This window comes from Nocardia salmonicida (assembly GCF_036142455.1).
GTDB classification, from domain to species: domain Bacteria; phylum Actinomycetota; class Actinomycetes; order Mycobacteriales; family Mycobacteriaceae; genus Nocardia; species Nocardia salmonicida.
On the sequence record NZ_CP108014.1, the window covers coordinates 5,846,739 to 5,868,660 of the forward strand.

The 21,922-nt window shown below is 66.9% G+C and carries 22 protein-coding genes; 11 read left to right on the forward strand and 11 right to left on the reverse strand.

Features of this window, described 5'->3' with window-relative positions; all coding sequences use genetic code 11:
- Nucleotides 1-6: 6 nt before the first annotated feature.
- The 4 genes from OHS03_RS27395 to OHS03_RS27410 all read right to left on the reverse strand — a co-directional run bounded on the left by OHS03_RS27395 (nucleotide 7) and on the right by OHS03_RS27410 (nucleotide 3,905).
- Complete coding sequence (locus OHS03_RS27395) at nucleotides 7-303, reverse strand: hypothetical protein (protein ID WP_056823850.1); 297 nt, start codon at nucleotides 301-303, stop codon at nucleotides 7-9.
- A gap of 111 nt (nucleotides 304-414) precedes the next feature.
- Entirely contained in the window at nucleotides 415-1,140 is a 726-nt protein-coding gene (locus OHS03_RS27400; protein ID WP_056823853.1) for an amino acid ABC transporter ATP-binding protein, read from the reverse strand.
- Nucleotides 1,141-1,216: 76 nt separating this feature from the next.
- Nucleotides 1,217-2,998, reverse strand: coding sequence for an ABC transporter substrate-binding protein/permease (locus tag OHS03_RS27405; RefSeq protein WP_328658041.1), 1,782 nt, complete (start codon nucleotides 2,996-2,998; stop codon nucleotides 1,217-1,219).
- A gap of 112 nt (nucleotides 2,999-3,110) precedes the next feature.
- Entirely contained in the window at nucleotides 3,111-3,905 is a 795-nt protein-coding gene (locus tag OHS03_RS27410) for an LLM class F420-dependent oxidoreductase (protein WP_056823859.1), read from the reverse strand.
- Between the two features lie 136 nt (nucleotides 3,906-4,041).
- Between OHS03_RS27410 and OHS03_RS27415 the strand changes: the two genes are divergently transcribed.
- Both OHS03_RS27415 and OHS03_RS27420 read left to right on the forward strand, forming a co-directional pair.
- Entirely contained in the window at nucleotides 4,042-5,121 is a 1,080-nt protein-coding gene (locus OHS03_RS27415) for an ABC transporter ATP-binding protein (RefSeq protein WP_328658042.1), read from the forward strand.
- Between the two features lie 147 nt (nucleotides 5,122-5,268).
- Nucleotides 5,269-5,916, forward strand: coding sequence for an NADPH-dependent F420 reductase (locus tag OHS03_RS27420; protein WP_328658045.1), 648 nt, complete (start codon nucleotides 5,269-5,271; stop codon nucleotides 5,914-5,916).
- On the opposite strand, the gene OHS03_RS27425 is transcribed toward OHS03_RS27420, so the two are convergent.
- A complete protein-coding gene (locus tag OHS03_RS27425) occupies nucleotides 5,913-6,443 on the reverse strand; it encodes a winged helix-turn-helix transcriptional regulator (protein ID WP_407942417.1) in 531 nt (176 codons plus the stop codon). The two genes, OHS03_RS27420 and OHS03_RS27425, sit on opposite strands and share 4 nt — an antisense overlap.
- Nucleotides 6,444-6,527: 84 nt before the next feature.
- On the opposite strand from OHS03_RS27425, the gene OHS03_RS27430 reads away from it, so the two are divergent.
- Together OHS03_RS27430 and OHS03_RS27435 are read left to right on the forward strand one after the other, a co-directional pair.
- Nucleotides 6,528-7,697: a thiolase family protein gene (locus tag OHS03_RS27430; RefSeq protein WP_328658048.1), complete on the forward strand. Its 1,170-nt coding sequence runs from the start codon at nucleotides 6,528-6,530 to the stop codon at nucleotides 7,695-7,697.
- An 85-nt stretch (nucleotides 7,698-7,782) separates the two neighbouring features.
- A complete protein-coding gene (locus OHS03_RS27435) occupies nucleotides 7,783-8,748 on the forward strand; it encodes an o-succinylbenzoate synthase (RefSeq protein ID WP_442942347.1) in 966 nt (321 codons plus the stop codon).
- Here the strand turns inward: OHS03_RS27435 and OHS03_RS27440 are convergent.
- Both OHS03_RS27440 and OHS03_RS27445 read right to left on the reverse strand, forming a co-directional pair.
- A complete protein-coding gene (locus tag OHS03_RS27440) occupies nucleotides 8,745-9,275 on the reverse strand; it encodes a TIGR04338 family metallohydrolase (RefSeq protein ID WP_328658050.1) in 531 nt (176 codons plus the stop codon). The genes OHS03_RS27435 and OHS03_RS27440 overlap by 4 nt on opposite strands.
- Before the next feature lie 3 nt (nucleotides 9,276-9,278).
- Entirely contained in the window at nucleotides 9,279-10,079 is an 801-nt protein-coding gene (locus OHS03_RS27445; RefSeq protein WP_328664426.1) for a DUF2786 domain-containing protein, read from the reverse strand.
- A 197-nt stretch (nucleotides 10,080-10,276) separates the two neighbouring features.
- On the opposite strand from OHS03_RS27445, the gene OHS03_RS27450 reads away from it, so the two are divergent.
- The 6 genes from OHS03_RS27450 (at nucleotide 10,277) to OHS03_RS27475 (ending at nucleotide 16,959) form a co-directional block, all read left to right on the forward strand.
- A complete protein-coding gene (locus OHS03_RS27450) occupies nucleotides 10,277-11,554 on the forward strand; it encodes an ABC transporter substrate-binding protein (RefSeq protein ID WP_328658052.1) in 1,278 nt (425 codons plus the stop codon).
- Nucleotides 11,555-11,599: 45 nt separating this feature from the next.
- Nucleotides 11,600-12,577: a carbohydrate ABC transporter permease gene (locus tag OHS03_RS27455; RefSeq protein WP_328658054.1), complete on the forward strand. Its 978-nt coding sequence runs from the start codon at nucleotides 11,600-11,602 to the stop codon at nucleotides 12,575-12,577.
- A gap of 11 nt (nucleotides 12,578-12,588) precedes the next feature.
- Nucleotides 12,589-13,476 (forward strand): carbohydrate ABC transporter permease, encoded by an 888-nt coding sequence (locus OHS03_RS27460; RefSeq protein ID WP_235569907.1) that lies wholly within the window; start codon nucleotides 12,589-12,591, stop codon nucleotides 13,474-13,476.
- A 97-nt stretch (nucleotides 13,477-13,573) separates the two neighbouring features.
- Nucleotides 13,574-15,895 (forward strand): transglycosylase domain-containing protein, encoded by a 2,322-nt coding sequence (locus OHS03_RS27465; protein WP_328658057.1) that lies wholly within the window; start codon nucleotides 13,574-13,576, stop codon nucleotides 15,893-15,895.
- Between the two features lie 177 nt (nucleotides 15,896-16,072).
- The gene (locus OHS03_RS27470) at nucleotides 16,073-16,528 is read left to right on the forward strand and encodes a GyrI-like domain-containing protein (protein WP_056823884.1); all 456 of its coding nucleotides are present in this window, start codon (nucleotides 16,073-16,075) and stop codon (nucleotides 16,526-16,528) included.
- Nucleotides 16,528-16,959 (forward strand): GyrI-like domain-containing protein, encoded by a 432-nt coding sequence (locus OHS03_RS27475; protein ID WP_228537906.1) that lies wholly within the window; start codon nucleotides 16,528-16,530, stop codon nucleotides 16,957-16,959. Before OHS03_RS27470 ends, OHS03_RS27475 begins: the two co-directional genes overlap by 1 nt.
- A 58-nt stretch (nucleotides 16,960-17,017) precedes the next feature.
- Here the strand turns inward: OHS03_RS27475 and OHS03_RS27480 are convergent, their stop codons facing one another.
- The 4 genes from OHS03_RS27480 to OHS03_RS27495 all read right to left on the reverse strand — a co-directional run bounded on the left by OHS03_RS27480 (nucleotide 17,018) and on the right by OHS03_RS27495 (nucleotide 20,701).
- The gene (locus OHS03_RS27480; RefSeq protein WP_328658059.1) at nucleotides 17,018-18,127 is read right to left on the reverse strand and encodes an inositol-3-phosphate synthase; all 1,110 of its coding nucleotides are present in this window, start codon (nucleotides 18,125-18,127) and stop codon (nucleotides 17,018-17,020) included.
- Entirely contained in the window at nucleotides 18,120-18,677 is a 558-nt protein-coding gene (locus OHS03_RS27485; protein WP_056823890.1) for a PadR family transcriptional regulator, read from the reverse strand. Before OHS03_RS27485 ends, OHS03_RS27480 begins: the two co-directional genes overlap by 8 nt.
- 154 nt (nucleotides 18,678-18,831) lie before the next feature.
- Complete coding sequence (locus OHS03_RS27490) at nucleotides 18,832-19,623, reverse strand: DUF1707 SHOCT-like domain-containing protein (RefSeq protein WP_328658061.1); 792 nt, start codon at nucleotides 19,621-19,623, stop codon at nucleotides 18,832-18,834.
- Nucleotides 19,624-19,630: 7 nt separating this feature from the next.
- Nucleotides 19,631-20,701 carry a DUF1707 SHOCT-like domain-containing protein gene (locus tag OHS03_RS27495; protein WP_328658063.1) on the reverse strand — a complete coding sequence of 357 codons (1,071 nt, stop codon included), beginning with the start codon at nucleotides 20,699-20,701 and terminating at the stop codon, nucleotides 19,631-19,633.
- Nucleotides 20,702-20,824: 123 nt separating this feature from the next.
- Here OHS03_RS27495 and OHS03_RS27500 point away from each other — a divergent pair, with 123 nt between their 5' ends.
- Nucleotides 20,825-21,241: a DUF5318 domain-containing protein gene (locus OHS03_RS27500; protein ID WP_170112103.1), complete on the forward strand. Its 417-nt coding sequence runs from the start codon at nucleotides 20,825-20,827 to the stop codon at nucleotides 21,239-21,241.
- Nucleotides 21,242-21,922 lie beyond the last annotated feature (681 nt).

Consider the following 21,922-nt stretch of genomic DNA (forward strand, 5'->3'; position numbering starts at 1 on the left):
TGGTGGTCAGTGGTCGTCGTAGTGGTCCGCGTGGGCAGCGTGGCGGTGACCGTCGTGGATGTAGTCGACGTGGTCGCCGTGCGGCACGGCGACGTGCCCGCAGCCGGGGCCGTGCTCGTGGGTGTGGGCGGTGTGCTCGACGTGTGCTGAGGTCTCGCACTCGTCGAAGTGGCCCTCGTGTTCGCGGTGCAGATGGCCGTCGTGGACGTAGTCGACGTGGTCCTCGTGCGGAACGGCGACGTGGCCGCAGGTGGGCCCGTGGACGTGGGTGTGCTGCGGATGTTCGGCGTGCGTGGTGGTCATCGGCTCTCTCTTTCCGGTTTCCCGGAACTCGGTCCGGTACTGATCGAATGGAGCTGAAGCACTTCCGACATTAGCAGTTGCGCATAGGTTGCTGCGACCCCCCGAACCTGGTTAGAGGACCTGATCGAGGAAGCGACGCAGGCGGGGGGTCTCGGCATCGTCGAACAGGGCGTCGGGGGTACCGGTCTCCACGACGACGCCCTGATCCATGAACACGACGCTGTCGGAGACCTCGCGCGCGAACCCCATCTCGTGGGTCACCACGATCATCGACATACCGCCCGAGGCGAGGTCGGCCATCAGTGCGAGCACGCCCTTGACCAGCTCCGGGTCGAGCGCGGAGGTGGCCTCGTCGAAGAACATCAGCTCCGGTTTCATGGCCAGCGCGCGGGCGATGGCGACGCGCTGCTGCTGACCGCCCGACAGTGACGCGGGCCTGGCGTCGGCCTTGTCGGCCAAGCCGACGATCTCGAGCTGTTCGATCGCCAGCGCGCGGGCCTCGTCGGCGGACAGGCCACGCAGTTTGCGGGGGCCGAGGACGATGTTGTCGGCGACGGTCTTGTGGGGGAACAGGTTGAACTGCTGGAAGACCATGCCGATGCGCTGACGCAGCTTGTCGGGGTTGTCCTTCAGCACCGACTTGCCATCGAGGAGCACGTCGCCGGAATCGGGCTCGTGCAGGCGGTTGAGCACCCGCAGCAGGGTCGATTTGCCGGAGCCGGACGGGCCGATGACGGTGGTGGCGTGGCCTGCCTCCACGTGGATGTCGACACCACGCAGGATGTGGTTGTTGCCGAGCGTCAGGTTGAGCCCGGTGCCGGTCAACGATGCGCTCATGCCTCCACCTCGCTGGCGCTCGGTTCCGCCATGACCGCATTTGCGGCTGTGCTGGTCCGCCGCTCGCTACGCTCGCTCATGCGCCTCGCCCTTCTGTGATGACCGCCTGCTCGATCGGGTCGGCGGGGGTGGGTTTGCCGGTGCGCATGCGCTGGTCGATGTAGTTGACCAGGTGGGTGAGCGGGATGGTGAGCACCAGATACATCAGGCCCGCGGCCACCAGCGGGGACAGGTTGCCGGTCTGGGCGTTGAGGTCGCGGCCGACGGCGAACAGCTCGCGCTGGGAGGCGAGCAGGCCGAGGAAGTAGATCAGCGACGAGTCCTTGATCAGCGCGATGAACTGGTTCATCAGCGCGGGCAGCACCCGGCGCACACCCTGCGGGATCACCACCAGCGTCATCGACTGCCGGTACCCGAAGCCGATGGCGCGCGCGGCCTCGAGCTGACCGGGCTCCACCGACTGGATACCCGAGCGGAAGATCTCACCGATATAGGCCGACGAGAGCAGGGCCAACGCCACCGCGCCGAGCCAGTACGGGTTGCCGCCGGTGATATTGCGGACCACCGGACCGACGCCGAGGCCGATCAGCAAGATGATCACCACGGCGGGCAGGCCGCGGAAGATGTCGGTGTAGACGCGGGCGGGCCAGCGCAACCAGCGGGTACGGGAGATGCCCATCACCGCGAGCAGCATGCCGATCACGGTGCCGAGCACACCCGAAACCAAGGCCAAGATCAGGGTATTCGGCAGGCCGACCTTGATCAGGTCGGGAAAAGCCTTGCGGTACAACGACCAGTCGAAGAAAGTGTCCTTCAACTGCTGCAGGGTCGATTTCTGCGCGACCTGTTCGGTCTCGCCCGGCTGGTTCTCGGCCGCGAGCGCCTTGAAGTCCGGAAGTTGGGGCGTGGGTGCGGCTTTCGAACCGGGCTTCCAGCCCGGCGGGAGTTCGCGTGGCACCCAGTCGGCGTAGAGGCGGGCGTAGGTGCCGTCGGCGATCACCGCGTCGAGGCCCGAGTTGAGCGCGTCGATCAGCGGCTGATTGTTCTTCGCCACCGCGTAGCCGACGAAGTTGTCGAGGCTGAAGGTGTTCTGTGAGATCACCATTCCGTCGCCGGGCTTGATCGCGCCCTCGGCCTGGGCCGACGGCGCCACCCAGGCGTCGACCTGGCCGGACTTCAGATTCGCGTAGGCGGTGTTGTAGTCGGGGAATTTCACCGGATCCAGCTTCAGCTGGTTCACCACGAATTCGTCCTGCACGGTGCCCTGCACCACCGCGATGCGCGAGCTCTGGTTCAGATCGCCGAAGCCCTTCACCGCGCTTCCCTGCGGAACGACAAGGGAGAAGTAGCCGAAGTCGTAGCCGTTGGTGAAGCCGACGAGTTCGCGGCGGGCATCGGTGGTGGTGATGTTGGACGAGCCCACATCGAAGCGCTTGCCCGATACCTGGGCGAGCAGACCGGCGAACTCGGTGCCGGAGAACTCCACGCGCAAACCGAGTTTCTCGGCGATCGCGGTGAGGAGTTCGTTGTCGAAGCCGGTGAAGTGGCCCTCGCTGTTGACGCAGATGCTCGGCGGGGCGTCGGACAAAGTGCCGACGCTCAGCGTGCCCGGATTGAGCAGGCCGAGTTTCGCTGTGTCGATCGAGTCGACCGGCGCCGTTGTCGCGGTGGTGTAGCGATCGGCGCCCGCCGTCTCGCCCGCGGCCAAGTTGGTGGGCGCGGCGGCGGCGGCCGATGGCCCCGGTGGGGAACACAGATCGCTCGCGGTGCTGGTGTCCGAGCCACCGCACCCGGTCGCCGCGACGCCGACGAGGAGCAAGAGGGCAGCGATCCGCGCCCGAGTTCGTACACCTGCCATGCCGATAGACCCTAGCCGCAACCTTGCATACCGAGGGTTACGCACGCGCGGCGTATCCGCCGTCGACCGTGCGACGTGGCACTGCGGCGGCTACACCGTCGCCGCGCCGGACTCAGGCGAGACCTTCGAGCACCTCGGGGTTCACCTCATCGCGCCATTCGATCGCGCGACGCACTTCGGTCAGGTCGTAAGCGGGACCGGAGACGCCCACGGTGAACAGAGTCACACCCGCGTCGTGCAGCGCCTTCGCGTTGTCGCGGCCCTGCCACTGCACCGAGCGTTCGATCCGCGACTCGTCGGTGCCGACCGCCGCCGCATGCTCTGCCAGCACCTTGTTCTTGTGCGCGAGCGTCGACACGTCGGCGAAGGAGTGCCAGATGTCGGCGTACTCGGCGACCAGGCGCAGCGTCTTGCGCTCCCCACCACCGCCGATGAGAATCGGAAGCTCCCGCACCGGCGGCGGGTTCAGCTTCGCCAGCCGGGAGGTGAGTCGAGACATGCTGTCCTTCAACAGGTTCAGCCTGCTGCCCGGCGTGCCGAACTCGTAGCCGTACTCGTCGTAGTCACGCTCGAACCAGCCCGCGCCGATGCCGAGGATCAGCCTGCCGCCGCTGATGTTGTCGACCGTGCGCGCCATATCGGCGAGCAGGTCGGGATTGCGGTAGCCGCCGCCGGTGACCAGCGCGCCGAGCTCGACCCGCTCGGTCTGCTCCGCCCACGCGCCGAGCATCGTCCAGCATTCGAAATGCGCGCCCGCCGGGTCGCCGGTGAGCGGATAGAAGTGGTCCCAGTTGAAGACGATGTCGACCCCGGCGTCCTCTGCCCGCAACACCGCGTCACGGATGAGTCCGTAATCGGGCGCGTGCTGCGGTTGAAGCTGGACTCCGATACGGACCGGACGACTCATATCGTTGGCTCCTCGATAGCTCGGTTGGCTCCGCGACCGAGGCTACCCGGCGCCGTTGTCGGCCGCTACGATCCCCAGCGACCCACTACTCGGATCGTCCGGCACGTTCCTGCCGGGATGGGATGTTGATCTACGCATGGCTACCGTGACTTTCGACCGCGCTACCCGGCTCTACGCCGGCGCCACCAAACCCGCGGTCGACGCACTCGACCTGGAGATCGCCGACGGCGAATTCCTGGTGCTCGTCGGACCCTCCGGGTGTGGCAAATCGACCTCGCTGCGGATGCTGGCCGGCCTCGAGGAGGTCAACGGCGGGTGCATCCGAATCGGCGACAAAGACGTGACCAACGCCGAACCCAAGGATCGCGATATCGCGATGGTGTTCCAGAACTACGCGCTCTACCCGCACATGTCGGTGGCGGAGAACATGGGCTTCGCGCTGAAACTGGCCAAGGTGTCCAAGGCCGAGCGCGACGAGCGGGTGCTGGAGGCGGCCAAGCTCCTCGACCTCGAGCAGTACCTCGACCGCAAGCCGAAGGCGCTGTCGGGCGGGCAGCGGCAGCGCGTGGCGATGGGGCGCGCGATCGTGCGGCAGCCGCGGGTGTTCCTGATGGACGAGCCGCTGTCGAACCTCGACGCCAAGCTGCGCGTGCAGACCCGTACCCAGATCGCGCAGTTGCAGCGGCGGCTCGGGACCACCACGGTCTACGTCACCCACGACCAGGTCGAGGCGATGACGATGGGCGACCGGGTCGCTGTCCTCAAGGACGGCCTGCTCCAGCAGTGCGCGTCGCCGCGCGACCTCTACCGCGATCCGGCGAACATGTTCGTGGCCGGGTTCATGGGTTCGCCCGCGATGAACCTGTTCACGCTGCCCGTCGAGAACGGAACCGTCACCATCGGTGGGTATCCCGTCCGGGTGCCGCGTGCGGTGTCCGACGCGGGTGAGGGTTTCGTGGTGCTCGGCATCCGCCCCGAACACCTCGAGGTGGGCGACGGCGGCCTCGAGATGGAGGTCGACGTGGTGGAGGAACTCGGCTCCGACGCGTACGTGTACGGCCGCGCCCTGTCCACCGGCGTCAACGGCCAGACCGGCGAAACCATTGTGGCGCGCGTGGATTGGCGCAACCCGCCGCGCAGGGGCGATCGCCTCCGCCTCACCACCGACTCCGAACACGTGTACTTCTTCAGCGTCGACGGCCGCCGCCTGCGCTGATTCGGATGCGCGGGCGGCTCGTCGATCGAGTCGCCCGCGCCCGATTGCGCTGTGCGCGTAGACGCTCAGCTCGATGCCTGGTCCGGCCCTATGCTGATGCTCGCCGCCGGTGATCGCCGGGCAGGTCTGTCGACATGAGGTAGTGACATGCGCATAGCAGTACTCGGCACCGGCCAGGTGGGTCGACGGCTGGCGAGCAAGCTCGTCGAGGTCGGGCACACGGTGACGATGGGGTCGCGAACTGCCGACAATGCCGACGCGGCGGCCTGGGCCGCCGAAACCGGGGGAACACATGGCACTTTCGCCGAAGCGGCGGGCGCTGCCGAGCTGATCGTGAACGCCACGTCGGGCACGGTCTCGGTGGCCGCGCTCACCGCTGCAGGCGCGGACAACCTCGCGGGCAAGATCATTGTCGACGTCTCCAACGCACTCGACTTCGCACAGGGCTTTCCGCCGAAACTCGTTGTCCCCGAAGCGGGCAGCGTCGCCGAGGAAATCCAGCAGGCCTTCCCCACCACCCGCGTGGTGAAGACGCTCAACACCACCAACAATCAGGTGATGGTCGACCCGACCCGAATTCCCGGACAGCACACCGTCTTCCTCAGCGGCGACGACGCAGCCGCCAAGAAAGAGGTGGCGCAGTTGCTGAACTCCTTCGGCTGGGCCGACGAGCAGCTGGTCGACCTCGGCGCTCTGAACACCGCCCGCAGCACCGAACCGGTCGTCCTGCTGTGGGTCAGCCTGTTCCAAGCCCTCGGCACCGAGGACGTGACCATCGGCGTGTTCAGCGCCTAGTCGTCCGACTTCTTCTTCCGGCGCTCGGCGCGGTCTCGGAGATAGTCCTCGTTGACCCGAACCGCCAGGCGCTCGAGGGGGATTTCGGTGCCGTCGGCGGTGCGGAGATCGACGCGGACCGGTTCGCCGGTCTCGACGTCCACCCGAAGCAAGGGCGCGGGGCCGGGCTGGAGGTAGGCGTCGCCCCATTGCCAGAGGGCCACTACCGCGGGGAGTAGGTCTCGGCCCATCTGGGTGAGGACGTACTCGTGCCGGGTCCGCTTGCCTTCTTCCTGGTAGGGGCGTTTTTCCAGGAGGCCGGCGGCGGTGAGTTTGCGAAGTTGGCCCGCGGCGGCGGCGTCGGTGATGCCGACGCGGCGGGCGAACCCGTCGAAGCGGCGGGTGCCGTAGTAGGCCTCGCGCAGGATGAGCATCGCGGAGCGGGTGCCGATGAGGTCCATGGCCCTGGCGATGGAACAGCCCGCCGTGTCCCATTTGCTGAGATCGGCCAGAGGTCCCTCCATCACGGCTCCCATGAGGGACATCATAGCGAATCTGACTTGAGTCGATGATAGTTAGCGACTACGCTGACTATTGTTAGATAGAGCCAGCGTTGTCGAAAGAGGACTCCCATGCGAGACGCGGTCATCGTCGAAGCGGTACGCACCCCGATCGGGCGGGGTAAGCCGAACGGCGCACTTCACGACGTTCATCCGGTTGATCTGCTGGCGCACAGCCTGCGCGCGGTGGTCGAGCGCAGCGGGATCGATCCGGTGCTGATCGACGATGTGATCGGCGGCATCGTCACCCAGGTCGGCGAACAGGGGGCGAACATGACTCGGCGGGCCGCACTGGCCGCCGGGTATCCGGAATCTGTGCCCGCCACGACGGTGGACCGGCAGTGCGGCAGCAGCCAGCAGGCGATCCACTTCGCGGCACAGGGGGTTATCGCAGGGGCCTATGACATCGTCGTGGCGGCGGGCGTGGAATCGATGGGACGAGTTCCCATGGGCGCCAGCGTGCTCGGCGCCACCGATCTGTCCGGCATCGCCTTCGCGCAGCGCTATCCCGAGGATCTCGTCCCGCAGGGAATCAGCGCCGAGCTCATTGCCGCGCAGTGGGGCCTGACGCGAACCCAGCTCGACGAATTCGCCCTCGGCAGTCATGAAAAGGCCGCTCGGGCAACCAAAGACGGACTCTTCGCCGATGAACTCGCGCCGATCAACGGATTGAACACCGACGAGGGAATCAGGGTCGGCAGCACCATCGAGACCCTCGCGAAATTGAAGCCCGCCTATTACGACCCCGCGATGGCGGCGCGGTTCCCGCAGATCGGCTGGGAGATCACCGCCGCCTCGGCCAGCCAGGTCAGCGACGGAAGTTCCGCGGTGCTGATCATGTCCAGCGAACGCGCCGAGCAACTCGGGCTGCGGCCGTTGGCCCGGCTCCACAGCTTCTCCGTCGCGGGCGACGACCCGTTGCTGATGCTCACCGCGGTCATCCCGGCCACCGAGAAGGTGCTGCGGCGGGCGGGTCTGGAGATCGCCGACATCGACCTGTTCGAGATCAACGAGGCGTTTTCGCCGGTTGTGCTGGCGTGGGCTAAGGAGACCGGTGTGGATATGAGCCGGGTCAACGTCAACGGCGGGGCGATCGCGCTCGGGCATCCGCTCGGCGCGTCCGGGGCGCGGTTGATGACGACGCTGGTGCACGCGATGCGGCAGCGTGGGGCGCGCTACGGATTGCAGACCATGTGCGAAGCGGGTGGTCTGGCCAACGCCACCATCATCGAACGGTTGTGACGCGCGACGGCGGCGCTCACCGCGAGCGCCGCCGTCCGGCTCGAGCCTCGGGCCGGGCCGGGCCGCAACCTCTACGATCGGTCCGGTGAGCGCCGACCTGTTTGTCTATGCGATTCCGTTGCGGACACGGTTTCGGGGGATCACCATGCGCGAGGGGATGTTGATTCGCGGGGAGTTGGGCTGGGGGGAATTCTGCGCGTTTCCCGAGTATGACGATCGCGAAGCGGCTGGGTGGTTGGCTACCGCTGTCGAACAGGTGACAGTGGGGTGGCCTGCGCCGGTGCGAGATCGGATTCCCGTGAATTGCACTGTGCCCGCTGTGGATGCTGAGCGAGCAGGCCGGATCGTTCGGGAATCCGGTTGTGCGACCGCGAAAGTGAAAGTGGCGGATCATCCCGACTCGCTGGCCGAGGATGTGGCTCGGGTGGCGGCGGTGCGGGAGGCGATCGGGGAATCGGGAGCTGTGCGGGTCGATGCGAACGCGGTGTGGGATGTGGAGACCGCTGTTCGGCATATCGAGGAAATCGATAAGGCCGCCGGAGGTTTGGAATACGTAGAACAGCCGTGCCGGACCGTAGCGGAATTGGCCGAGGTACGCCGCCGCGTCTCGGTGCCGATCGCGGCGGACGAGTCGATTCGGCGGGCCGAGGATCCGATGCGGGTGGCGGTGGCGGGGGCCGCTGATGTGGCGGTGCTCAAGTGCACGCCGTTGGGTGGGGTACGACGAGCGTTGGCGGTCGCCGGGGCGGCCGGGCTGCCGACTGTGGTCTCGTCGGCGCTCGAGACCAGCGTCGGCTTGGCGGCGCAGCTGGCGTTGGCGGGCGCGCTGCCCGAGCTCGAATTCGCCTGTGGTCTCGGCACTCTCGCACTGTTCGAAGGTGATCTCGTGGCGGAGTCGTTGCTGCCGGTCGACGGCTGGTTGCCGGTCCCGACTTCGCCGCCGGAGCCCGACCCCGCGTTGCTGGACAAGTACCGACACCCCGATCCCGAGCGGGTCGACTGGTGGCTGCGGCGCTACGAGCGAGTCAGCGCACTGCTCGAGCGCGGTTAGCCGAAACGAACACCGCAACCGGTCAACGTAGTTCGAATCAGCAAGGCGGCCTCCGGGCCGATCACACCGTCGACCAATTCGACATAGCGGCTACAGAATTCGGGCCCGTGCGGTGCTGCCGCCGAATCGGGCGACAGGTGGTGGGCGAGTTCGTGCAGGACCACCAATTCGCGAAGCGCCCATGCGGTGGAACCGGTGTGAAGCGGGACGGCGAGAACGGCGGTCTCCGGCTCGTAGTGCGCGGCCGCGGCACCACCACGGGCGCGGACCCTGATCGATACCGCGGCCCGCTCCCATTTCGCGCGAACCCAATTCAGCGCCAGCACCTTGTCGGCATAGCTCTGCACCGACTCCACCGAGGCGAAGCGGCGCTCCACCGGCAATGTCAATTGCGAGCCGTAGACATCGACCGTCCGATGCCCGAACTCGTCGGCACGATCGAAGACCCCACGCACCAACTGCTCACCGTCGTAGACCTTGGCGCGCTGACTGTCGCGCTGCGGCCGTTCAGAACTACCCGGCGACACAGCTCATCGACCCGACAGCTTCCCGCGTGCGGCGGGGAGTTCCGGTGCGGTGCCGAGGCGGGCGGTACGACCCGCTCGGTCGCCTGCCCGCCGAGCCGCCGCCGAATGACCGGTCGAGGTTTGCGGGCCTCGCCACGTTCCGCGAGCCTCGGAGGTAGCTGTGTAGAAATCGGTGAGTGCGACCTCTTTGTCGCGCAGGGCAAGGGCGGTTCCCGTCGATTCCACGACCGATGCCTCGGCGACGACCTCAGCTTTCACCTCGGCCAGGCGGGCGCCGATCCGGGCGGCGAAGGCCATCTGGAAGTTCAGGCGGGCAGTGACGCCTGCCACCGGGACCTCCACCTTGCGGCGCACGGTACGACCGAGGCGCTTCTCGGTGACGATCTTGCTGACCGTCGCCTCGCGGTAGGAGCCGGATTTGATGTAGTGGTCCGACGCTCGGACCATTTGAATGAGCAGGCTCGCGTAGAGCGCTTCGCAGGTATCGATGTCGGCGGCGAAGCCATAGGCGTAGACCTGGGCGGAGGTACGGGCGACATCGCAGCGAACGTCGTTGGCGCCCGCGATCGCGACGAACAGCTGGACGTAGGTGCGTAGGCCCTTTCGGCCCGGTTCGCCGATCGGAACAATCCGCTGAACAGGGACCGACCTGCGCTCACGCGAGGCCACATGCGAGCGCGCCACGGCCAGATCGATCGAGGATTTCGTCGCCAGCCGTTGGGCCGCGGCGAGGAAGGCTTCGGCCTCGTGAGCATTGTCGGTGGACTCGGCTTTACGCAGCAAACCACCGATGCGGGTGAGCATCCGATCGGGCGTCGACGGCGGTGGACTGGTCACGGTGTCGAGGGTAGGGCACGGCACCGACAGCGAATCGTAAGCGAACTGACCGGGAAGTAAGCCGAAGACCAGGACGATCGGACGCGGGGACCACTCACCATGTATGTTGCCTGTTGCACCGCACGGTGTGCTGCTGCTCACGTCTTGACCCTGGAGTGTCTGCGATGGCCTTGAAGTTTGTCCCCAGAGCGACGATGGCTGCTGCCTCGATCGCGTTGCTCACCGCAACGTTCGCCAGTGGTTGCTCCAGTGACGACGGTGGCAACGCGCTCGACCAGAACCTGACGGGCCGCGGCCCGATCACCTACGTCGAAGGCAAGGACACCACCGAAACCGGTGTGGTCAAACAGCTCATCGACCGCTGGAACGCCGCGCATCCGAACGAGCTGGTGACGTTCAAGGAGCAGTCCGCCGACGGCACCCAGCAGCACGACGACCTCGCCGAGCACTTCCGCGCCAAGCAGGACGGCTACGACGTGGTCGCCCTCGACGTGCCGAACACCGCCGAGTTCGCGGCCAAGGGCTGGATCCAGCCGCTCGAGGACAGCTTCGCGATCGACACCGCGCCGCTGCTCGCGCCGACCGTGGCCAGCGCCACCTACAACGGCAAGCTGTACGCGGCGCCGAAGAACACCAACGGCGGCCTGCTGTACTACCGCAAGGATCTGGTGCCCAACCCGCCCAAGACCTGGACCGAGATGCTCGGCCAGTGCCAGGTGGCCCGCGACAACAACATCGGCTGCTACGCCGGCCAGCTCGCCCCCTACGAGGGCCTGACCGTGAACACCTCCGAGGTCATCAACGCCTTCGGCGGCAGCTTCGTCGGCGCCGACGGCAAGACCCCCACCGTGAACAGCCCGGAGTCGAAGGCGGGCCTGAAGGTCCTCGTCGACGCCTACAAGAACGGTGACATCCCCAAGGAAGCCATCACCTTCAAGGAAGGCGAGAGCGCCAGCGCGTTCGAGTCGGGCAAGCTGCTGTTCCTGCGCAACTGGCCCTACCTCTTCGCCCAGGCATCCGCGGAGGGCTCCGCGGTGAAGGACAAGTTCGGCGTCGCCCCGCTGCCGGGCAACACCGGCGTCGGCGCCTCCACCCTCGGTGGCTACAACGCCGCGATCAGCGCGTTCTCCAAGAACAAGGCCACCGCCGCCGACTTCGTTCGCTACCTGATCAGCGAAGAGGCGCAGCAGATCATCGCCTCGGGCTCGCTGCCCTCGGTGCGCTCCTCGCTCTACGACGACCCGGCCCTGATCGCGAAGATGCCATACCTGCCCACGCTGAAGGAATCCATCGCCAGCGCGGTGCCGCGTCCGGTGACCCCGTTCTATCCCGCGGTGTCGAAGGCCATCCAGGACAACGCCTATGCTGCCCTCAACGGCACGAAGTCCGTCGACGACGCAGTCGCCGGCATGCAAAAGGGCATCGAGACCGCCGGTTCGTAGCGGTACGCGCAGCGGACCCGACCAGACCGTAGGAGAGTAGTAACGGTGTCGGATCCTTCGGGAGTCAAGCAGCGCGGGCTAGCGCTGGAACTGCGACAATCCGGCAAGGCGTGGCTGTTCGTCGCGCCCGTGCTCGTCGCACTGGCCGTGGTCATCGGATATCCGGTGGTCGAGGCGATCTCGATGTCCTTCTCGAAGGACTCCGGCATCGACCCGGCCACCGGGATGTTCGTCGAGGGCGGCAGCGCCGGATTCAGCAACTACACGCACTGGCTGCTGCAGCAGTGCGGGTCGCTGTCGGGCACGGTGTCGTGCCCGACCGGCACCCTCGGCTCACAGTTCTGGTCGGCCGTCGGGATCACCCTGTTCTTCACCGTGATCACGGTGTCGCTCGAGGCCCTGCTCGGGCTCGGCATGGCCATGGTGATGGGCAAGACCTTCCGTGGCCGGGCGCTGTTGCGCGCCGCCGTGCTGATCCCGTGGGCGATCCCCACCGCCGTCACAGCGCGGTTGTGGGAGTTCATGTTCCAGTACGACGGCGTCGTGAACCGAGTGCTCGGCACGCACATCCTGTGGACCTCGGATATGTGGGCATCGCGCTTCGCGGTGATCGCGGCCGACGTGTGGAAGACCACGCCGTTCATGGCGCTGCTGATTCTCGCTGGGCTGCAAGTGATTCCGGCTGATGTGTACGAGGCGGCCAAGGTCGACGGCGCGTCGGCCTGGCAGCGGTTCCTGCACATCACGCTGCCGCTGCTCAAGCCCGCACTGCTGGTGGCGGTGCTGTTCCGCACCATGGACGCGCTGCGCATGTACGACCTGCCCGCGATCATGACGCTGGGTAACCCGTCGACCAACACGCTGTCGATCCTGGTGGTCGAGCAGGTGCGCCAAGGTCCCAACAGCGCCGCGGCACTGTCGGTGATCACCTTCCTGCTCGTCTTCGCGATCGCGTTCATTCTGGTGAAGGTGCTGGGCGCCAACGCTGTTCGCACGCAAGAAGATCAGCGGAAGGCGAACTGATGAGCATTGTGATGACGAAAGATTCTGCCGCCGAAACGAATTCGTTGCCGGTGCAGCCGGTGCCGTGGAGTAAGCGACTCGGCACGGCGCGGCTCTACCTGGGTGTGGCCATCGTGCTGATCTGGGGCCTCGGGCCGTTCTACTGGATGGCCGTGGTGGCGTTCCGCGACCCGGCCCACACCTTCGACAGCACCCCGTGGCCGACCCACGTGACGCTGGAGAACTTCCGCAACGCCTTCGACACCAGCCGCGGCAACGACTTCGGCAAGGCGCTGCTCAACAGTGTGATCATCGGATCGGCGACCACCGCCGTGGCGCTGATCCTCGGTGTGCTCGCGGCCTACGCGCTGGCCCGGATGGCCTTCGCGGGCAAGTACCTGATCTCGGGGCTGATCCTGTCGGCGTCGATGTTCCCGGCCGTGGTGCTGGTGACGCCGCTGTTCCAGCTGTTCACCGATATCGGTTGGATCGGGCAGTACCAGGCGATGATCATCCCGAACATCTCGTTCGTGCTGCCGATGACGGTCTACATCCTGGCCTCGTTCTTCGCCGAACTGCCGTGGGAGCTCGAAGAGGCCGCGCGCATCGACGGCGCGAGCAAGTTCCAGGCCTTCCGGTTGATCATGCTGCCGCTGGCCGCGCCCGCGGTGTTCACCACCGCGATCCTGGCGTTCATCGCCTCGATCAACGAGTACCTGCTGGCCAGGTTGCTGTCGGGCGACGACACCAAACCGGTGACGGTCGCGATCGCGAGCTTCTCGGGCAACGACCCGCTGGTGCAGCCATACGCGGCCATCATGGCGGCGGGCGTGATCGTCACCGTGCCGCTGGTGATCATGGTGCTGATTTTCCAGCGTCGCATCATCTCCGGTCTCACCGCGGGCGGCGTCAAGAGCTGACCTGCCGGGTTTAGCCGCTACCGCCGGGTAGAGTCGCCTGCACCGATATCGACATCGGTGCAGGTGAGTTCTTCTGCTCGCTCCGAAAGGAGATGGTGTGGCCTCCCAGCGCGGGCGCGGGCGTTCCGATGATGACGTGCCGTATACCTCGATAGCCGGGTTCCGCGATCCACTGGCGAAGGACCAGAAGCCGAGCAAGGGTGCGGCGCGACGGGAACAGGCGGCACGACTGGCCGCCACCGACGAGCCCCGCGACAAAGGTCGCGCACGACGGGAACAGGCCGCCCGGCTCGGCACCGACGAACAGCCCTCGGAACGTAAGCGGCGCACCAGGGGTCAACGCATCCGGCGGCTGCTGCTCGCGTTGTTCGTGATCTTCGTGTGTGTGCCCGCGCTGCTGTTCGTCGCGGTGTACTGGAGTTCGGAGATCCCCGAACCGGCCGAGGTCGCGGTCGAGCAGCCCGCCACCGTGCTGGCCGCCGACGGCACCACGGTGCTGACGAAATTCATTCCGCCACAGGGCAATCGGATTCCCATTCCGCTCACCGATGTGCCGTATCCGGTGCGCGACGCTGTGCTGGCGGCCGAAGATCGCACCTTCTATACCAACGCCGGGTACTCGACCAACGGCTTCCTGCGGGCCGCTCGCGACAATGTGAGCGGACAGGACAACGCGGGCGGCGGCTCGACGATCACCCAGCAGTACGTGAAGAACGCCTTCCTCAGCTCCGAACGCACCGTCACCCGCAAGATGCGCGAGCTGATCATCGCGGCCAAGATGGCACGGCAGTGGAGCAAGGACGAGATCCTGTCCGCCTATCTCAACACCATCTACTTCGGGCGTGGGGCATACGGGATCGCCGCCGCGTCGAAGGCCTATTTCGACAAGCCGGTGCCGGAGTTGACCCTCGCCGAGGGCGCGGTGCTCGCGGCAGTGATCCGCTCACCCTCGGTGCTGGATCCGGAGAACCATCTCGATCAGTTGCGGGCGCGCTGGCAGTACGTGCTCAACGGGATGGTCGAGATGACCGCGCTCGCGCCGGGCGACCGCGACGCGACGGAGTTCCCGGCGATCATCCCGCTCGACGATGTGCCCGCCGAAGCCGTCGCGCTCGGACCGGAAGGGCATATCCGCACCCAGGTACTGCGCGAATTGCGTGCCGCCGGTCTCGACGACGCCGACATCAATACGGGCGCACTGCAGATCACCACCACCATCGATGCCGCGGCGCAGGCGGGCGCGGTGGAATCGGTGCGTGAGCGGTTGTCGTGGCAGCCGCCGGAACTGCGCTCGGCGGTGGTGTCGATCGATCCGCGCAGCGGGGCGGTGCGCGCCTATTACGGCGGTGAGGACGGGACCGGGTTCGATTTCGCGCAGGCGCCGCTCCAGACAGGCTCCGCGTTCAAGGTTTTCGCCCTCGTCGCCGCCCAACTGCAAGGCATTCCCATCTCGCGGGCGATCGACAGCGCGCCCATCACCGACCGCGGAACCGAGATCACCAATGTCGAGGGCGACTCGTGCGGGCGATGCTCGCTCGCCGAGGCACTCAAACGCTCGCTGAACACCAGCTTCTACCGGCTCACCATGACGATGGCCGACGGTCCGCGCTCGATCGCCGAGGCCGCGCACCTGGCCGGAATCCCCGAGTACATTCCCGGCGTCGACGGCGTGAGCCTCGCGGAGCCGGACGGTTATCCGCTCAACGGCATCGTGCTCGGCCAGTATCTGGTGCGCCCCCTCGACATGGCGTCGGCGTACGCGACGCTGGCCGCGTCCGGGGTCTATCACCAGCCGTACTTCGTGCAGAAGGTGAGCACCGGGGACGGGCGGGTGCTGCTCGACCGCAGCTGGGAAACCGCGACGGGCAAGAGACATTCAGAGCCCGAGCAGCGGATCTCCGCCGAGATCGCCGATGCGACTACGTCGGCGATGGTGCCGATCGCCAATTACTCCAACGGCCACGGGCTCGCAGGCGGCAGGCAGTCGGCGAGCAAGACGGGAACCACTCAGCTCGGCGAGAGCAAGGACAACAAGGACGCGTGGATGGTCGGGTACACGCCCTCCCTGTCCACCGCGGTGTGGGTGGGCACCGAGCACCCGCAGCCGTTGCGCACGGGACGCGGTGGGGCCGTCTGGGGTTCGGGCCTGCCCGCCGACATCTGGAAGCAGACGATGGACACGGCGCTGGCCGGAACGCCGGTCGAACAGTTCGAGGTGCCACCGCTGTCCAGTCCGCCGCTGGTGCCGACTCCGGGTACCGGTGTGGCGCCGACGCCGGGCGGCGGCTTCGATATCTTCGGTCCGCCGACGAGCTCACCGCGCCCCGCGCCGCCGCCGTTGATCGTCATTCCGCCCGCGCCGAACCCGTCGACACCGGGTGAATTGTTCCCCGGGCTCGGTGGCGAAGGGCCGCGCTAGATCACGAGTTGGCGCACCCGGACCCGACTACCCTGGCGACATGGCAACATCGTTGCCCAGAGCGCGAACCGCCCGACCAGGGGTCGAATGATCCCGGCGCGGAACCTGTCGGACCGATACGGGAGGATGTGCGGTCGGTACCGACATGCGACGACACTAGACATAGGGGCTACGCAGGTGGATTTCAATGTCGTTGACCGTCCCGAGACGCTGATCGCGGGCACGGTGCTTCGCAGCCCGGCGCTCGCCGTCGAGGGGCCGCGCCGCGCCAAAGTGGTCGAGGCGTGGGCGCACCTGCGGGCGAGGACGTTACCGGGGCCGGTCGCGACGGGCTATGTCGATTTCGCGCCGGAGATCAACTCCTACCTGACTCACATCGTCGGATACGAGTGCAAAACCCTCGCCGACCTGCAGCCAGGCGACGTGCTCGGCCGGATTCCGGCGGGGCGCTACGCGCGATTCGTGGCCAGCGGCGACAACCTCGGCGATACCATCGTCGGGCTGTGGCGCCAGGTGTGGGACGCGGAGGCCGCGGGCGAATTCGTGCGCGCCTATACCGGCGATTGCGAGCAGTATCCCGACGAGCGCACGGTCGAGATCTTCGTTTCGCTGACCGAGGAGAAGGACAGCTGATGGCCGTGGATTTCGAAATCGTCACCCTCGACGACGGCTTCGTCGCGGGTCTCACCGTGCCGTTGGCCGGCCGTGAGGTGACCGCTCGTGATCTTGATCTGGTGAATTTCACCTGGGATCGGTATCTGTCGCGGGAGAAGACGGTTCCCCGCGCAGCTGCCTATATCGGCCAGAACGATCACGCGGTGGCCGTGCTCGGCTACGAGGTAGCCGGGCTGGACGACATCGACGAAGGTGATGTACTCACCCGCATTCCCGCGGGCCGCTACGCCAAGTTCGTGGTCTCGGACAAGCCCTACGATCTGCTGCGCACCGCGTGGGCACAGGTGATCAAAGCCGAGAACGCGGGCACCATCACCCGCTCGCACACGGCGGAGTTGGAGCGCTACACCGGCCCGACCTCGGTCGAGGTCTACGTCTCCCTGGACTGAGACAAGAAGAGCCGGTGTGCACGAGAGTTCGTGCGCACCGGCTCTTTTCGTTCAGTGATTAATCGGCACCGATGATGAACGCCTCGAGCTGAGTGCGCGCGACATCGTCGGCGATCTGCACCGGCGGGGACTTCATCAGGTAGGCCGAGGCCGGGATGACGGGTCCGCCGATGCCGCGGTCCTTGGCGATCTTGGCCGCGCGGACAGCGTCGATGATGATGCCCGCCGAGTTCGGCGAGTCCCACACCTCGAGCTTGTACTCCAGGTTCAGCGGAGCATCGCCGAACGCACGACCCTCGAGGCGCACGTAGGCCCACTTGCGGTCGTCGAGCCACTCCACGTAGTCCGAGGGACCGATGTGGACGTTGCGGTCGTGGACCTTGCCCGCGAGCGCACCGGTGAGGTTCGACGTGACGGCCTGGGTCTTGGAGACCTTCTTCGACTCAAGGCGCTCACGCTCGAGCATGTTCTTGAAGTCCATGTTGCCGCCGACATTGAGCTGGTAGGTGCGGTCGAGCACCACGCCGCGGTCTTCGAACAGCTTGGCCATTACGCGGTGGGTGATGGTCGCGCCGACCTGCGACTTGATGTCGTCGCCGACGATCGGCACACCGGCGTCGACGAACTTCTGCGCCCAGACCGGGTCGGAGGCGATGAAGACCGGCAGCGCGTTGACGAAGGCAACGTTCGCGTCGATCGCGCACTGCGCGTAGAACTTGTCGGCCTCTTCGGAACCGACGGGCAGGTACGAGACCAGCACGTCGACCTGAGCATCCTTCAGCGCCTTGACCACGTCGACCGCGGGCGCCTCGGACTGCTCGATGGTCTCGGCGTAGTACTTGCCGATGCCGTCGAGGGTCGGGCCACGCAGGACCGTCACATCGGTCGGCGGCACGTCGGAGATCTTGATGGTGTTGTTCTCGCTGGCGAAGATGGCCTCGGCCAGGTCGAAGCCGACCTTCTTGGCGTCGACATCGAACGCGGCCACGAACTTCACGTCGCGTACGTGATAGGTACCGAACTTGACGTGCATGAGGCCGGGAACGACCTGGTTCTCGTCGGCATCCTTGTAGTACTGCACGCCCTGCACCAGCGACGATGCGCAGTTGCCCACACCGACGATCGCGACGCGAACTTCGCCGGATCCAACCTTGTTGACATCACTCATGGCCGCTCTTTCCCTCTTTCTGTGGTGCCGCCTTCGTCGATTGCTCCGCCGCAATCAACTCGTTGAGCCAGCGCACTTCGCGCTCGCTTGATTCCAATCCGAGCTGGTGGAGCTGCTTGGTGTAGCGATCCAGTGACCCGCTGGCCTTCTTGATCGCTTCCCGCAGACCCTCTCGGCGCTCCTCGACCTGACGACGCCTGCCCTCCAGGATCCGCATTCTCGCCTCGGCGGGAGTGCGGCTGAAGAAGGCGAGGTGAACGCCGAAGCCGTCATCGGTGTAGTTCTGCGGACCGGTGTCGGCAAGGAGTTCGGAGAACCGTTCCCGGCCTACCGGTGTGAGCCGGTAGACGCGGCGCGCACGACGCGCGAGCGCGCCGTCCGGAAGCTCCTCGGCGATCAACCCGTCGGCCTGCATCCTGCGCAGCGTCGGGTAGAGCGAACCGTAGGAGAAGGCCCGGAACGCTCCGAGCAGGCCCGTCAACCGCTTGCGCAGCTCGTAACCGTGCATGGGCGCGTCGAGGAGCAGGCCGAGAATCGCCAATTCGAGCACTGCCGACCTCACTCCCTGACTATGTCGACCTGACAGGCCGAACGGACCTAACCGTGGATGCGAGTTCCAACTATATCGGAGCGATACATCTACGCACAGTTGAATGTGACGCATGCGTCATCGACGCAGGTCAGGAAGAGGGAGAGTTGCAGCGCTAGGCGGGGTACACCGCGATGGGTTCGCCGTTGGGACGGATTTTGAGGTATCCGCTTTGCGCGGCTTCGTTCTTGACGTAGATGCTGATTTCCAGTTCGGCGTCTTGGCCGCCGCCGGGCGGATACCTGACCAGAACGTGCGAGACCCAGCCGTTGGGGACGCGGGTTGTTCCGGCTGCGCCTGACATGAGGCGGGCATAGCGGGCCAGGTCGATGGTGGCGAGGTCGAACGAGCGAGTGTCGGGTGGACGAGAGCCTGATGAACCCCAGTTTTCGAAGTCGCCGCGGTACTTCAGCTCGTCCTGCTTGCCAGGTTTGCCGGAATCACGTTCCACCAGGGCGTATTCCGGATACAGGGTCAGCTCGTCGGCGATCGTGGTGCCGTATTCGGCGCGGTAGTCCGCGACGAAGTGGGCCAATCCGTTGCCGGTGGTGAGGTCGGGTAGCGGATCGCCGAGGACGGCGTCACCGACAGTGCGGCCGAGCAGCCCCGCACCCGCGCCGAGCAGTCCGGCGAGCACGATTGCGCCTACCGGAATCCACCACCGCCGGGGCGCGCGGGCAACGCCACGCGCCACAGGAGTGGCGGCGAGTTCGGCCGGGACCTGTAGATCGTCGACGAGACGGTCGAGGGCGGCGAAGTTCTCGGCACGCATCGCGGTGGCGGTGCGGGTCTCGTGCTCAGCGGCGCTGAGCTGGCCGTCGGAAAGGGCGGCATCGAGTACCGAGCACACGTCGGCGCGGTCGGCGTCGCGAGCGCGCAGGTTGTTCGTCGGAGACGGAGGCTTCATCGCTGGGTCATCCTTCGTACGGGTAGGTCTTCAGCACGTCCCCCGACAGCGCGAGGACGAAATGGCCCGATTGGGCGACTTCGTTCCGCACGAAGATCGTGATCCCCGGCCCTCCGGCCCAGCTGTCGTTCGCGATCCGGAAGTGGGTGACCGCGCCGTTGGGTACCCGCACGGTGACCGCCGCCTTCGCGAGCGCCGCGCCGAGCGCCTCGACGTTCACCTGCGCCAGATCGATGTCGACAGCATCGCGCCGACGGGTGTTGATCTGCGAACTCGACCGCGCGAAGCCACCGCGATAGGTGTAATCGGCGGTTGATTTCGCATTGCCGGGCACGCGCCGCACAGCGGAGGCGTGCTCGTCGTGCAGAACCGCCTCGTCGACCACGGTGTCGCCGAAGATGGCGCGGTAATCGTCGCGAAACTGGACGAAACCGGCGAGGGTATTGAGCATCGGCGTGGGAATCACCAGCGGTGATGCCGCGTCGTAGTCGACTGCCACCGTCGCGGCTGCGGCGGGCGCGGGCTCGTCGTCGCGGACCGTCCACACGAATCCGACGATGGCGGTGACCGCGGCGAGTGCGATGACCGCCGACCGTGTGCGGTCCCGGCGGGCGCGAGGTTTGGTCGGCGCGGCCGGGCGCTGTTGAAGTTCGGCCACCAAGGTGGACAAATCGCCCAATGTTCGCGCTTCTGCGGCTAATTCGACCATTGCGGCGTGTTCGTCGGAATCCAGTTGGCCGTCGGCGTGGGCGGTGTCGAGGGCGGCGACGGTCGTCGCGCGGTCGGTCGACCTGGCTCTGGTGCGGGCCGGGTACTGGTCGGGGGCACGGCGGCGGGGGCGTTCGACGGGGGCGTCTTCGCCGAAAACCGCAGGTGATTGCAGGTCGGCGGTCAGGCGAGCGAGCTCGCCGACGGTGCGCGCGCTGCTCGCCGACGCGACGCGGTCGTGGTACTCCTGCGCGCCGAGTTGGCCCTCGGCGTAGGCCGCGTCAAGCACGGTCGACACCTGTGCGCGATCGATGTCACGTGCGCGCAGCACCGAATCGACGGCGGCCCGTCGCTGCCCGGAATCAGCCATGGCCGTGGGTCACCTCACCTGCGAAAACATCCGGATGAACCCCGGTATCGGGAGTTTAATCGGCAAAGTCGGATCAAACGATGCCGTGGGCACGTGAATCCGAACCCCGCTACTCTGGTGATCGTGCGAATTCAGCGGCAGGTGGTGGACTATGCGCTTCGGCGCAGGTCCCTGCTGGCCGATGTCTACGCGGGGCGGGTCGGCGTCGCCGAGGTGTGCGATGCGAATCCCTATCTGCTCAGGGCCGCGAAGTTCCACGGCCGAGGCAGCGAGGCGACCTGTCCGATCTGTCGAAAAGAGCAGCTGACGTTGGTTTCGTGGGTGTTCGGCGATGGGCTCGGCCAAGCGGCCGGGTCGGCGCGGACGCCCGAGGAACTGATTCGGATGGCCGAGTCGAACGAAGAATTCTCGGTGCATGTCGTCGAGGTATGCCGCTCGTGCAGCTGGAATCATCTGGTGCAGTCGTACGTGCTCGGCACGGCTCCCGCGCCTGCCAGGCGACGGACGAGTTCGCGAGCCCGGCGCTCTGCTGCCGAATGATGGCTTGTCGAGCGACAGGGCTGCCGAGTAACGCGCTGCCCGCACAAGTAATGGTGGCCACCGCGTGATGCGCCACTGTTCGGGGTGCACCCTCTCCGCGCCGGTACTCCGGCGCGGATGTTGTGTGTCCGAACCTTACAAGTTATGGAGATCTGGTCAGTGAGTTCGCCCTACGAGTCCTCCCCCCACGGCGATGATCCGCGCGGCGGTCGTCCGGCTCGGGGTGCGCAATCGGGTCTCCCCCCGCAGTCGGGTGATCGTCCCGGCGGTCCCCCGCCGCGTCGGCCGATGCCGCCCGCCGGACCGCGCCCGCAGGGTGCGCCCGGTGGTCCCCCGCAGGGCGGGCGCCCGCAGGGTGGCCCGGTGCCCGGTGGACGTGGTCCGCAGGGGCCGCCGCCGAATCGTCAGCAGGGGCCGCCGCCCGGTGGGATGCCGCCGCGTCGGCCGGGTCAGCCTCCGCAGCGTCCGGGTGGACCGCAGGGTGGTCCGGTTCCGCAAGGCGCGCCCGGTCAGGGCAGGCCGCCGCAGGGCCGGCCGGTGCAGCCGGGTCGGCCCGGCGCGCCCGCCGCAGGCGCCACGCAGAAGTTGCCGCATCCCGGCGGCCTCGACGAGTCGACTGTGCGTCCCGGTCAGCCCCGGACCGTGCGCGGCGCGAACGACGATCTGGCCCGGCCCGCCCGC

Bases quoted from the DNA above. Each gene is read 5' to 3' on its own strand.
- OHS03_RS27395 (WP_056823850.1), bottom strand. From the start codon at position 303: ATGACCACCACGCACGCCGAACATCCGCAGCACACCCACGTCCACGGG.
- OHS03_RS27400 (WP_056823853.1), bottom strand. From the start codon at position 1,140: ATGAGCGCATCGTTGACCGGCACCGGGCTCAACCTGACGCTCGGCAAC.
- OHS03_RS27405 (WP_328658041.1), bottom strand. From the start codon at position 2,998: ATGGCAGGTGTACGAACTCGGGCGCGGATCGCTGCCCTCTTGCTCCTC.
- OHS03_RS27410 (WP_056823859.1), bottom strand. From the start codon at position 3,905: ATGAGTCGTCCGGTCCGTATCGGAGTCCAGCTTCAACCGCAGCACGCG.
- OHS03_RS27415 (WP_328658042.1), top strand. From the start codon at position 4,042: ATGGCTACCGTGACTTTCGACCGCGCTACCCGGCTCTACGCCGGCGCC.
- OHS03_RS27420 (WP_328658045.1), top strand. From the start codon at position 5,269: ATGCGCATAGCAGTACTCGGCACCGGCCAGGTGGGTCGACGGCTGGCG.
- OHS03_RS27425 (WP_407942417.1), bottom strand. From the start codon at position 6,443: ATGATGTCCCTCATGGGAGCCGTGATGGAGGGACCTCTGGCCGATCTC.
- OHS03_RS27430 (WP_328658048.1), top strand. From the start codon at position 6,528: ATGCGAGACGCGGTCATCGTCGAAGCGGTACGCACCCCGATCGGGCGG.
- OHS03_RS27445 (WP_328664426.1), bottom strand. From the start codon at position 10,079: ATGCTCACCCGCATCGGTGGTTTGCTGCGTAAAGCCGAGTCCACCGAC.
- OHS03_RS27450 (WP_328658052.1), top strand. From the start codon at position 10,277: ATGGCCTTGAAGTTTGTCCCCAGAGCGACGATGGCTGCTGCCTCGATC.
- OHS03_RS27460 (WP_235569907.1), top strand. From the start codon at position 12,589: ATGACGAAAGATTCTGCCGCCGAAACGAATTCGTTGCCGGTGCAGCCG.
- OHS03_RS27475 (WP_228537906.1), top strand. From the start codon at position 16,528: ATGGCCGTGGATTTCGAAATCGTCACCCTCGACGACGGCTTCGTCGCG.
- OHS03_RS27480 (WP_328658059.1), bottom strand. From the start codon at position 18,127: ATGAGTGATGTCAACAAGGTTGGATCCGGCGAAGTTCGCGTCGCGATC.
- OHS03_RS27490 (WP_328658061.1), bottom strand. From the start codon at position 19,623: ATGAAGCCTCCGTCTCCGACGAACAACCTGCGCGCTCGCGACGCCGAC.
- OHS03_RS27495 (WP_328658063.1), bottom strand. From the start codon at position 20,701: ATGGCTGATTCCGGGCAGCGACGGGCCGCCGTCGATTCGGTGCTGCGC.